At 56.3% G+C, this 12,033-nt stretch carries 12 protein-coding genes; 11 read left to right on the top strand and 1 reads right to left on the bottom strand.

Features of this window, described 5'->3' with window-relative positions:
• The first annotated feature begins 88 nt into the window (after positions 1–88).
• Positions 89–445, top strand: a complete 357-nt coding sequence (locus tag PG871_RS05400) for a hypothetical protein (protein ID WP_270726910.1) — start codon at positions 89–91, stop codon at positions 443–445.
• Between the two features lie 316 nt (positions 446–761).
• On the opposite strand, the gene PG871_RS05395 is transcribed toward PG871_RS05400, so the two are convergent.
• Entirely contained in the window at positions 762–1,754 is a 993-nt protein-coding gene (locus tag PG871_RS05395; protein ID WP_270728720.1) for a GntR family transcriptional regulator, read from the bottom strand.
• 209 nt (positions 1,755–1,963) lie between these two features.
• On the opposite strand from PG871_RS05395, the gene PG871_RS05390 reads away from it, so the two are divergent.
• The 10 genes from PG871_RS05390 to PG871_RS05345 all read left to right on the top strand — a co-directional run bounded on the left by PG871_RS05390 (position 1,964) and on the right by PG871_RS05345 (position 11,486).
• Positions 1,964–2,332, top strand: a complete 369-nt coding sequence (locus PG871_RS05390; protein ID WP_270726908.1) for a DUF1330 domain-containing protein — start codon at positions 1,964–1,966, stop codon at positions 2,330–2,332.
• On the top strand, positions 2,332–3,444 hold the full coding sequence (locus tag PG871_RS05385; RefSeq protein WP_270726906.1) for a glycerol dehydrogenase: 1,113 nt from the start codon (positions 2,332–2,334) through the stop codon (positions 3,442–3,444). Before PG871_RS05390 ends, PG871_RS05385 begins: the two co-directional genes overlap by 1 nt.
• Positions 3,445–3,527: 83 nt before the next feature.
• Positions 3,528–4,544 carry a sugar ABC transporter substrate-binding protein gene (locus PG871_RS05380; RefSeq protein ID WP_270726903.1) on the top strand — a complete coding sequence of 339 codons (1,017 nt, stop codon included), beginning with the start codon at positions 3,528–3,530 and terminating at the stop codon, positions 4,542–4,544.
• Between the two features lie 109 nt (positions 4,545–4,653).
• On the top strand, positions 4,654–5,664 hold the full coding sequence (locus PG871_RS05375; protein WP_270726901.1) for an ABC transporter permease: 1,011 nt from the start codon (positions 4,654–4,656) through the stop codon (positions 5,662–5,664).
• A complete protein-coding gene (locus PG871_RS05370; protein ID WP_270726898.1) occupies positions 5,664–6,623 on the top strand; it encodes an ABC transporter permease in 960 nt (319 codons plus the stop codon). The genes PG871_RS05375 and PG871_RS05370 overlap by 1 nt, the downstream gene beginning before the upstream one ends.
• Positions 6,624–6,626: 3 nt before the next feature.
• A complete protein-coding gene (locus tag PG871_RS05365; RefSeq protein ID WP_270726895.1) occupies positions 6,627–8,165 on the top strand; it encodes a sugar ABC transporter ATP-binding protein in 1,539 nt (512 codons plus the stop codon).
• Between the two features lie 11 nt (positions 8,166–8,176).
• Complete coding sequence (locus PG871_RS05360; RefSeq protein ID WP_270726893.1) at positions 8,177–9,163, top strand: aldo/keto reductase; 987 nt, start codon at positions 8,177–8,179, stop codon at positions 9,161–9,163.
• A gap of 49 nt (positions 9,164–9,212) precedes the next feature.
• The gene (locus tag PG871_RS05355) at positions 9,213–10,127 is read left to right on the top strand and encodes an amidohydrolase family protein (RefSeq protein WP_270726891.1); all 915 of its coding nucleotides are present in this window, start codon (positions 9,213–9,215) and stop codon (positions 10,125–10,127) included.
• Between the two features lie 90 nt (positions 10,128–10,217).
• On the top strand, positions 10,218–10,745 hold the full coding sequence (locus PG871_RS05350) for a 2,4'-dihydroxyacetophenone dioxygenase family protein (protein ID WP_443020467.1): 528 nt from the start codon (positions 10,218–10,220) through the stop codon (positions 10,743–10,745).
• Between the two features lie 9 nt (positions 10,746–10,754).
• The gene (locus tag PG871_RS05345; protein ID WP_270726888.1) at positions 10,755–11,486 is read left to right on the top strand and encodes an SDR family NAD(P)-dependent oxidoreductase; all 732 of its coding nucleotides are present in this window, start codon (positions 10,755–10,757) and stop codon (positions 11,484–11,486) included.
• Positions 11,487–12,033 lie beyond the last annotated feature (547 nt).

The following is a 12,033-nucleotide window of genomic DNA, read 5'->3' as shown; positions in this document are numbered from 1 at the left end:
TTTCACTTAAGTGGTTGATAATAAAGGCATGACAAAACCGTTATCACAATGTGTTCGCAATATTCCCCCGCTGTGGCACACTCAAAACATGAAACATTTCATTGCCCTAAGCCTGTACTTACTGGCGACCGTTTCGGTACACGCCGATGCCCCGCAGATCACCGACGCCCGCGCCAATCAGCAGGGCGGCACATGGCGCTTTGATGTGACGCTATTGCACCCCGACACCGGCTGGGACCACTATGCCGACGGCTGGCGCGTTGAATTGGCCGACGGCACCGTGCTGACCACCCGCGTGCTGGCGCATCCACACGTCAACGAGCAACCGTTCACGCGGTCTCAGTCGGGCGTCACGGTGCTGGAGGGCGTCACCACGGTTTATGTGCGGTCGCGGTGCAATGTGGATGGCTGGTCCGAAGGCGTGGTTGCGCTGGAACTAGAGTAGCGGTTCCCAGTTCAACGGCTCTTCGAATGACCGCTCTGAGCCCAAATTGACGGATGCTGCTCAAAGCACAAGCGGCAGCTCTGCGCAGATTGCGACCTTTGCAAAGTCCGCCTTTCGGCCTGGGAGCACAGCTCACGATCGCCGCGATGCCGCGTGAGAAGCGGTCGTTGATGAGAAGTGCGGCGTGCTTAGAGGCAGTTATCGCCTGTGCGGACAGGAGTGACCTCGATGCTTCCCGCTCGGACGGCTGCATGTGCGCTTTGCTGCAGGCGCCGCGGCGATTTTTGACAGTGTCGTCGTTACAAAAGGAAAATCGTTAAGTTGACGCGGAGTTGAGGTCGGTAACAAATGGCAAATTTAAGGGTTCCAGCGCCATTTTTGCGGATTGAACACGTGCGATCACTTTGGGAAGCGCGGTTTTTAGGTGGTGCAGTGCTTCCTTTTTGACGACGTCAAAATCTTTGGCTTGCATGGAGGAAATGACATTCAGGTGTTCTTCGAAGAACGGTTCGGATTCTGGCAGATCGACCTCGTTGCCCAAGACGTAACGGCTCGCCAAATGCAAGCAGTTGGTGCGTTTGAGGGATTCCGAAATCTCTTGATTGGGGCAAGCCGTTACACAATCAATGTGCAGCTCTTCTTCCATTTTGTACAGATCCGCGGGACTGACATTGGGGTAAGATTCTGCGGCTTCGGTCAGGCGGACAGCAAATTGATCCAGCGTCTGGGGCGCAATTTCGCCTGTGGTTAGGGCCAGCGCCTCGGGCTCTAAAAGCATACGCAATTGGTAGAGCGCGGTAATGCGTTTTTCATCAAGCGCAACCGTGTGCCAACGAGAGCTGCCATCGCGAACCACCAACCCGTTTGACTGCGCTTGTAGTAGCACTTCGTGCATTACAGTTCGCCCGACGCCGTAATGTGCAGCCGCATCGGATTCGTTTATCCGCAATCGCCCGCGAATGGCGCAGCGCACCAGTTCGGACTCGACTTCATCATAGAGTACTTCCGACGACCGCACCTTGAATGCACCCGCTTCATCAGATGCCAAACCTAAGGTCTCGGCGGTAATCGGGCGTCGGTCGACCTCGTCATCTGAGGTTTGAACGATGAACCCGCGACCCGAAAACCGGGTGAGGCGTCCTTCGGACTGTAGCTGAGCAATCGCAGCTTTGACCGGTGTTCGGCTCGCCCCGATCAGTTTTGCCACTGAGGACTCTACAATGACGCGCCCGGGATTTAACCTCCCTTTTTCAATGGCTTGCCTCAAAAGTGTGTAGGTTTTTTCTTCTAGATTTTGGCTCTGTTCCACAACCACACCGCATCCACTCAAAGGTTAACGCCTTGGATTCTATATTGTGTTTGATGCGAAATCACAACCTTTCGGACGTGGGCGGGCATCGGAGTGAGTGGGGTAAATATTTTTATTGGACATTGTTGACAAAGGCCACAAATGGGCATTAACGATTGGGTGATCGCCGAATCCGGAAAGCAATTTCAGGGTGCGGCTGGGGTAGGAGAATGACTTTGACTGGCAAGATTTACACCATCGCGTTTTACGACGAGGTCCACGACGAAGCGGCTTTGCAGGCCTATGCGGCGCTTGCAGCCCCCGCTGTTGTTGCCGCCGGCGCGCAGTATCTATCGCGAGGAGAGCCCGTTGCAACCTACGAGGCTGGACTGCAGGCGCGTGTGACGCTGCTGGAATGGGATTCCTTGGATCAAGCCCTCGCGCTCTATGAAAGCCCTGCCTATCTGGCGGCGCTCGAAAAACTCGGCGGCAGCGTGCGCCGGGACATTCGGATCGTCCCTGCTTTCGATCAGGCGCTCTTGGCACCTGACGCAGGCGATAACGGTCAGGCATCTGATCAAACGGAAGGTGCCGTCTGATGCTTAAGACGATGGGGTTTCCCTCACGATACATTCAAGGGCCAGGCGCGCTGAGCCAAGCAGGCCCGTTGCTCAGTGAGCTTGGCTTCAAACGCCCGGTTGTGCTTTGCGACGACACGGTGCGGAAAGTTGCCTTGCCGAGCTTGCTCGACAGTTTAGAACGCGCGGAGCATCCGGCAAGCGTGGTCATATTCCCAGGTGAAATCAATTTCGACACAGTGGCGCAATGCAATCAGCAAGTCGCCGGATATTCGCCCGATGTCGTGGTCGGCCTCGGTGGCGGCAAGGCCGTTGACGCCGCCAAAGCTGCCGCAGCGAGTTTGGACGTGCCGGTCGTAATCGCGCCGACAGTCGCGTCCAACGACGCACCGACGAGCCGGTTGATTGTGATCAACGATCGGAATAGAACGCCGATCCAAATCGACTTCCTAAAGCTCAATCCCACCGCGATCTTGGTGGACACGGAAATCATCGTGAAAGCCCCCGTGCGCTTCTTTGCGGCAGGGATCGGCGACGCCATCAGCAAAAGCTTGGAAGCGCATCAATGCGCGGCATCGGGTGGCGTGAACTTTTTTGGCACGTCGCCTTCGGCAACCGCAATTATGCTCGCGGATCAATGCTACGACGCGATTTTGAAACATGCTCAAAGTGCCTATGACGACGTGAAAATCCGCAAGATTACCCCTGAGGTCGAGAAGCTTGTCGAGGCGACGGTTCTGCTCAGCGGGCTTGGGTTTGAAAGTGGCGGCTTGTCCTTGGCCCATGCCTTGATCCGCGGGATCACGGCGATTCCGAGCATGGGCAAAAACCTGCATGGGGAAATGGTTGCCTTCGGGGCGCTGGTTCAAACTGTGATCGAGGAGCGTCCGCAAGAGGCATTAGATAAGCTGACGGCCATTCTCGCCTATACGAATTTGCCGACGTCATTCGCGGATCTGGGGTACGAGGGCGAGATGGCGCCCGCAGACCTCGAGCGAATGGTTGTGGCCACCCTCGCACATAAATATGCGGCAAACATGACGCCTGCGCTGACGGAACAGCGCCTGAAAGACGCACTCATCAAAACCAATAAATTGGGGAAATCCCTGCGCGTGCAATACGCGCAGACCTAGGAGCAACCCCGATAAACGGAGACACCGCGCATTTTTGTGGCTTTGCCGGTGAAAAGAAATAGCCATATCTTGGAGGAGAAAACATGAAACGCATTACAACACTTTTGACGGGAGCCGCTACGCTCACCGTTGTGGCACTTGGCGCACAAGCCGAGACCAAAGTTGCCCATGTCCCGGGCGGCCCACACCCGTTCTTTGCGGATTGGGAGCCGGCTTCGATCGCCGCGAAAGAGGACTTCAATCTCGGCGCGGCTGACTACAAATTCCCGCAAAAATGGGAGCTTAACCTGCAAAACGACCTCCTCGAAAGCCTCGTCACGCAAGGGTACAACGCCTTCGCAATTCACCCCGGAGATCCGGTTGGCAGCGTTCCGACGTTGAACGAATTGGTGGGAACAGGCGCACCTGTCATCGCTGTATCTGCTTGCGTGAATGATCCCTCTGATGTGTCGTTCTGCTTGGCATCCGATGCCGGCGCGTCGGCCTACACAGGCACAAAACACCTGATCGAAGCCATGGGCCCCGGCACCAGAAAAATCGCGCATTTCACGGGCTGGTTGGTTGAGCCAAACACCCAATTGCGCATCGACGGTGTGGCCAAGGCTGCGGCGGAAGCCGGTGTCGAAATCGTGCAAGTCATTGCCGATATCGATGCGCCAGAGCCCGCCGAAGAGAAAATCGGCGCATATCTCGCGGCCCACGGCTCCGAGATCGACGGTGTGATCACCACGGCATGGGTTCCAGCGGTTGTGGCGTCGAACGCCATGCGTCGTATCGGCGATAAGCGGATCAAGATGGTTGCGATTGACCACGACGAAGTGGTGATGAACGCCATCCGCGATGGTTTCGTCGTCGGCTCGATGTTGCAAAACCCCTACGGCCAAGCCTATGTGGCAGCCTTTGCAGCCGACAAGCTCTTGAACGGTTGTGAAGTCAGCGCCGATGCGCCCTTCACGAGCCATCCGCTGACGGAACGGTTCATCGATTCCGGTGCGCCCTATGTTGATGCCAGCAATGTCGACACGCGTGCCGATGTTGATCGCGCGATGACCGAAGAGCTGATCCGCAAAGTCGAAGCAGACTTCCTGAGCTGTAACTGATGATCGATTAGGGCGGGCGCTTTGGTGTCCGCCCTTTTGCGTGCAATGTGGACGAATAAGCAGACGCTTTTTCACACGGTCGGTCCAGACCGAAGATTAGGATAATCAAATGTCCCTTGTAACTTCTGATGCTCGAAAACCGGTTCGGGGGCCCGAGTTGATGCGGCTGTTGCTAACAAACGAGTTTGGCTTACTCCTGCTGATCGTTGTGTTCGGTGCGTTGTTTTACTCCGTGTCGTCCGGTTTCCTGTCCTCCTTCAATCTCAATTCCATGAGCCGCGCAGCCGCGATCAACGTCATGATCGGGTTCTCCATGATGGCAGTGATCGCGACGGGCGGGTTGAGCTTGGCTGTGGGGGCAATTGGCGTTTGCTCCGCAATGGTTTGCGGATGGTTGTTGCAAGAAATCGGCCTGCCTTGGCCCTATGCGCTTGTCGCCGCAATTGCCACAGGGGCCGCTTTGGGTGCCATCAACGGCATGATCGAAGTGAAAACACGGCTCCATAGTTTCATTGTCACCTTGGCGACCATGAGCCTGTTCTTTGGGATCATGATCTTCTTGACACAAGCCCAGACCTATCGCGGCATCCCCGCGTCCTTTGTCAGCTTTGGCCGCATGAAAGTCATGGGCCTGTCGGCAACTTTGGGACCCACCTTGGTCGTCGCAGTGGCCCTCATCGTTTTGTATAATTTCACACGCGTCGGAAAAGAAATGCTGGCCGCAGGTGCCAAGCCCCAGGCTGCCATGCTCTCGGGTGTTCGCGTCGGCCGGATGATTGTGCTGGCCCATGCGATTTCCGGCGGTTTGGCCGCGATTGCCGCTCTCTTGTTGGTCGCCCGAAATGGCGCGGCTATTCCGTCGATGGCGGGCCAACAGGGCCAAGACTGGCTGCTCATCGCCTTCCTCGGGCCCGTGCTCGGTGGCGCGGTTTTGACGGGCGGAAAAATTTCTGTGGTTGGCGCGTTTTTGGGCGCTGTACTCGTCACGGTCCTCAGCAATGGTTTGTTGCTGATGCAGATCGGTGATTTCTGGCTTCAAGCCACCCTCGGCGCGACGCTGTTGCTTGCCGTACTTCTCGACCTTGCGCGGCGGAAGTTTCTTGAAAGGAGAGCACAGTGATGGCTCGTTTAATTTCGCAAAGTGATTGGGCGACCCCCATGATCGTCGCGGTGTCGCTTGGAGTGTTAATCAGCCTGTTTAATCCGGCGTTCCTCTCCACGTTTAACATTCAGGTGCTTCTCGAGGCGGTGTCCATCAACGTCTTGATTGCCCTGTCCCAGATGGTGATCATCGCGATTGGCCAGATGAACCTCTCCGTCGGCGCTTTGGGCGGTTTGGCTGCTGTGATCTTCGCTGGTTTGATGGAAGTCTTTGGGCTTCCTCCGATTGTCGCAGGCGCTTTGGCGCTTGGCGTCGGCTTGGCAGGCGGTTTTCTCAACGGGCTGCTCATCGGGCTGACAGGGATTTCTGCCTTTGTGATAACACTCGCGACCTTGTCGATTTTCAAAGGTCTCAATCTGGCTATCACACAAGCCCAGCCGTTCTATGAAATCCCAGACGCGGTCAAACACTTTGGCAACGCGACACTCTTCGGGCCGTTCCCCATCATCTTTGTGCCCGCGGCCCTGATCGTGGTTCTGTTGGTGGTGTTCTTCAATCGTTTGCCCGTCGGTCGTTGGCTTCTTGCGGTTGGCGGCAATGCCCATTCGGCCGAACTTTCAGGTATTTCCACCGCCAAGACAGTTGTTATTGCACACGCAATTTCGGGATTTCTGGCGGCCTGTGCCGGTGTTTTACTGGTCGCGCGTTTGCAGCTTGGCCAGCCGACAATCGGCGATGATTGGCTCATCATGTCCTTTGCGGCGCCGATCATCGGCGGGGCGATCCTTGCTGGCGGGCATGTCAGCACGGTGGCAACCGTGTTCGGGGTTCTTATCGTGGCCCAGATCACGCAGGCGCTCGTTTTGTTCCACATCGACCCGTTTTTCGTGCAAGTGGTGCTGGGTCTGATGATCTTGGCAGCGGTCAGTGTCAACCAATGGCGCGAGTTGCGCATGCAGCGCGCGGGGCAGGAGTAGACTATGTCCAAAATTGCATTCGAAACGCGCTCGGTGAGCAAATTCTTCCCAGGTGTGAAGGCCTTACAAGGTGTCTCCATGCAGATGCGCGGGGGGTCCATCCATGCACTGTTAGGCGAAAACGGCGCGGGAAAATCCACGCTCATTAAACTGATCACGGGCGTATATCGCCCCGACGAAGGCCAATTGTTCGCGGGCGCCGAACCGGTGAATTTCACCCGTCCGCATGACGCAATCGCCGCAGGTGTGGGGGTTGTTCACCAAGAGCGCAATCTGATCCCGCGTTTCTCGGTTGCCGAGAATATGGCGCTCAGTCAGCTCGCCGATCGCACGATTGCTCCTATTGACTATGCCGCCCTTAATGAACAAGCGGAGCCGTGGCTTGATATGCTTGGCCTTGATGTCGAGCCCGCAACACAGGTCTCACGGCTCAGCGTCGCCCAGATGCAAATGGTCGAGATTGCAAAGGCGCTCTCGCAGCAGACGCGCGTTTTGTTGCTCGACGAGCCGACGGCTTCGCTCACGCCGATGGAATCCAAGGCGCTGTTCGATGTGCTGCACCGTCTGCGTGATGATGGGGTGAGCATGCTGTTTGTAAGCCACAAACTAGAAGAGGTGAAAGAGATTTGCGACACGGTCAGCGTGCTGCGTGACGGTGTGAACGCGGGTGAAAACATCGCGATGGACAACCTTGAGCGGCAAGACTTGATCCGCCTGATGATTGGGCGCGAACAAAATGACGCAAAGCCGCGCCACGGTCGATCGGGCGAGCAATCGGTCGCTTTGGAACTTAAAGATGTGTCGACGTCGCTAGGCCACAAAGGCATCAATCTGGAGGTCAAACGCCACGAGATCGTCGGCCTGTACGGGCTTGTTGGCGCAGGGCGCACAGAGCTCGCCAAAGCGATCATGGGCGCGGCGGCGATCACCGAGGGTGAGGTTCTCCGCGACGGTCAAACTGTCGAGATCGACAATCCGACGGACGCGCTGCATGGGCATAGAATTGGCTACGTCAGCGAGAACCGCAAGGACGAAGGACTGATCTTAGAGCATTCGGTTTTAGAGAACGCCGGCATCACGATTTGGCGCAAGTCCGCAAATCGACTGGGCTGGTTGACAGGCGCAAGTGTCAAGAAGAGGACAGTTCCGTTCTTGGAAAAACTCGCAGTCAAAACGCCTTCGCTGAACCAGACCGTTGGAAATCTCTCTGGTGGCAACCAACAAAAAATCGCCATGGCCAAATGGCTTGCGGCTGGCGTGAAAGTTTTGATTGTGGATGAGCCGACTGTTGGCATCGACGTCAAAAGCAAGGCCTATTTGCACGAGCTTTTGCACGAGCTCGCCAATGATGGAACAGCGGTGTTGTTGATCACCAGTGACTTGCCAGAAATGATTTCGCTCGCAGACCGCATTTTGGTGATGGACGAGTTCGTCATCAAAGGTGACGTCAAAAATACCGGTGATTACAAGACAATGAGCCAATCGGTGATGGAGCATATCCACCACACCGAGGACGAATTGCGGCGCGCAAAAGCGAGTTAGGGAGCAGTCAGATGAAGTTCAACACCATTGCAAACGACCGCCTTAAGCTGTCGCAAATTGGTCTGGGTACCGGCCCGTTGGGGGGCCTCTATGTCGAAAGCCCGCGTGAACGGGCCATGCAGGTTCTGGAAGCCGCCTGGCAATACGGTATTCGATATTTTGATACGGCACCCTTTTATGGCTACGGCTTGGCGGAGCGCCGGGTCGGGGATTTCTTGCAAGGCAAGAGCGCTGATGAATGGGTGTTGTCTACCAAAGTTGGGAGATTGCTCAAGCCTAACTCAGGCCCCACGCCGGAGATCGCGGATTTTGTCAACGCGCTGAAGTTCGGGGCGGAATTCGACTACACTTATGATGGGATTATGCGCTCGATTGAGGACAGCTATGCGCGTCTGGGGTTGACGAAAATCGATGTGGCCTATGTGCATGACATCGGCCAGTTTGCGCATTCGCCGGAGATGAACGCCCACTATATGGCCCAACTTGAAGGCGGCGGCTTTCGCGCGCTGGACAGTCTGCGTTCAAGCGGCGCGATCAAAGCGTGGGGCATCGGGGTCAATGAGGTTGCCGTCTGCCACGACGTCATGGCGCGTGCGGATTTGGACTGTATCCTATTGGCCGGCCGCTACTCCTTGCTCGACCACACAGGTGCGGATCTCGTGGCGCAATGTGGTGCGCGCGATGTGGCGATTATCGCTGGCGGGATCTTCAATTCCGGCATCTTGGCGACGGGGCCGACGGCTGGCGCGCATTTCGACTATCAACTCGCCAGTGCGGACATCAAATCGCGTGTTGGGGCCATGCAAGACATCGCAAAATCGCACGGCCATAGCCTTATTCAAGCGGCATTGCAGTTCCCGATTCAGGCGCCGGAGGTGTCGAGCATGCTTCTCGGCGTTGATACTGTCGAAAAGCTTCACGGCAACATAAACGATCTGGCCCAGCCCTTACCCAGCAGCGCGTGGGCCGCGTTCGAGCCGCACGCTTTCCGCGGCTAATTCACCTCCTTTGGCCGCGCGCGACCAATTCCACCGAAAGGATCTGAACATGACAAAACGGGATATCATCGACCCACATCACCACATCTGGTCCTTGGAAAAAGACAAGTATCATTGGTTGCGAAAACCTATGCCGCGCGGTGTTTACGGCGATATCGAGAGCATTTCGAAGGACTACCTTCTGAGCGATTACCGCGAGGACACGAAGGGCTACAACCTGCGCGCATCGGTGCATGTCGAGGCGCATTTTGATCGCTCTGTTCCGTTGGAGGAAACCGAGTGGCTGACCAAAGTGGCCGATGAATTCGGCGGCCCCGAAGCTCTCGTCGTCTATGCGCCGCTTGAGGCGCCCGACGTCCAAGACATGCTGGATCAGCATCTCGCCTATGGCGACCGGGTCAAGGGCGTGCGCCAAATTCTGTGCAACCACGAGAACCCGACCTACAGCTTTATTGACCGCGGCGATCTCATGCGCGATGCACAGTGGCGTGAGGGCTTTGGGCGGCTTGAAGGGCTCGGATTGGTCTTTGATCTGCTGATTTACCCGCATCAGCTTGCCGACGCGGCAGATTTGGCCGCGGCTTTCCCCGAGACCCAAATCGTCTTGGAGCATGGGGCCATGCCGCATGATCGCAGCGCCGAGGGGCTCGCCTACTGGCGTGCAGGTCTGCGCACGCTCGCCGCGCACGAGAACGTCACGATCAAGGCGTCGGGTTTGGGTCAAACCGACTGGAACTGGACGCAGCAATCCATGGGGGCGATGGTCCGCAATATCGTCGAAATCTTTGGCCCGAACCGCACGATGTTCGCCAGCAATTTCCCCGTCGACAAGGTCTACAACAGCTTTGACGCCTACTACGCTGCCTATGAGGCGGCGGTGTCCGACCTCTCGGCTGACGAGCAAAACGATCTATTCTTGGGGACTGCCGACCGTATCTATCGGCTGGGCGTGACAGCCCGCTGACGTCTTATCGCCCCCCATCCTTTGTGAAAATGAACACATATCAATGCGCCTGCCATCACGCAGGTTGCCCTTCAAAAAGAAAGAAAACACATGCCAATCGAAGACACACAAACAGACCCACGGATGCCCTATCAGTACGACAATCCGGCCGAATGTCTGCCCGATATCGTCATCCCTGATGGCATTCCTGAAGATGAACGCGTTTGGGTTCCGCAAGCCGAGAACGTCTCTTTTCGGCCGCTCATTCTCAACCGTAGCCAAGGCTATTGGATGAACCTTCTGCGCGTTCGCAAGTCCGGCGTCCTGTCGCGCCACCGCCACCCGCAAGCCGTCCACGGCTGGGTTCTCAAGGGCCGTTGGCACTATCTCGAGCATGACTGGGAAGCGCGCGAAGGTGGGTTTGTGTTTGAACCTCCCGGCGAGACGCACACGCTGATCGTCCCTGACGATGTCGAAGAAATGATCACCCTTTTTCAGGTACAGGGCGTAATGTACTACGTCGATCCGTGGGGCAAAGGCATCGGATATGAGGATGTCTTCACCAAGATCGATCTTTGCCGCAAGCATTATGAGGCCGTGGGCCTTGGCGCCGATTATGTTGATCAATTCATTCGTTAAGGTGCTCATATGATCTGGTCAGATAAATGCTTTGACGGCGCAAATGTTATTGTAACAGGTGCCACCTCAGGCATCGGTGAGGGGATCGCGACAGCGTTCGCCGAGGCTGGTGCGCATGTAACAGTCACGGGGGCGACGCAAAGCGAAGTGCAAGCCGCACAAAGCAATCACGCCGCATTCGATGTGCAGCAGTTGGATGTGCGCGACGACACGCAGGTAACGGATTTGATCGGGTCGTTTGAACGTCTCGATCATGTGGTGAATTGCGCGGGCGTCATTCGGCGCAGTGACGAGCACCAACCAGAGGTTTTCGCCGATGTTGTGGATATCAACCTGACGGGAACAATGCGCGTTTGCGCTGCCGCGCGCGATCATTTGAAAGCGTCGAACGGCACCATCGTCAACATGGCGTCGATGTTGTCGTTTTTTGGCGGCGGATTGGTCCCTGCTTATTCCGCATCCAAAGGCGGGATCTCGCAATTGACCAAATCACTCGCTATCGCCTACGCCCCTGATGGCATCCGAGTGAACGCCGTTGCTCCGGGTTGGATTGCGACGCCGCTGACTTTTGCGCTTCAATCAGACGAGATTCGAAGCAAGGCCATTCTGGACCGAACGCCTCTAAATCGCTGGGGCACACCGGAAGACATTGCTGGCGGGGTCGTTTTCCTGTCTTCGCCGATGTCCAAGTTTGTAACCGGAACGGTGCTCCCAATCGACGGTGGATACCTTGTCACCTAACGTCGGAAATGAAACGGGCAATGAATGCCTGTCCCAAAAACGTTTTCGCCGCCGCGACTGGGCAGTCGCATTTTCGAACGCAGGAGCAAGATCAGTCATATGACAGAACAAGTCCGGTAAGTTTTTTGTGCTGGCGTGGCTTGAAGCGAAACCATGCGCGTCCCTGTGACGATCGAACGAAGATATTTAGATGGCACTTTCTGAGCTAAGGAACGCTACCCACCTCCAGAAGAGCGAAATGTAAGTTTGGTTTGGTGAAGATCTTCTGGCTTCATGCTAAGAAGCTCGCCCAGTCTGGATCAGCCCAGTTTGGCGTGTTTGAAATCGCTCATCGTGGCCTCACCTCGTTTGTCGGCAGGGCTTTTCGGCTCAACCGTGTCGCGCTTCATTGGAGACGACGGGCAGGTCTGGTTCGGAAGAATGGGTGCAGGACAGTCTTACAGCTACACAGCACTATGCTCAAAAGATTACTAATTAGGTGATGTGTGATAAGCGCCCATCGAGAGCGGCCCCTCTGGGGCGTCCTCAGCAGAATCCGTGTCCGCCG

Origin of the sequence: Shimia sp. Alg240-R146 (assembly GCF_947331465.1) — a bacterium.
Taxonomy (GTDB): Bacteria; Pseudomonadota; Alphaproteobacteria; order Rhodobacterales; family Rhodobacteraceae; genus Shimia.
The sequence above is the reverse complement of the archived record's forward strand: the minus strand, read 5'-3'. Positions and strand labels throughout refer to the sequence as shown.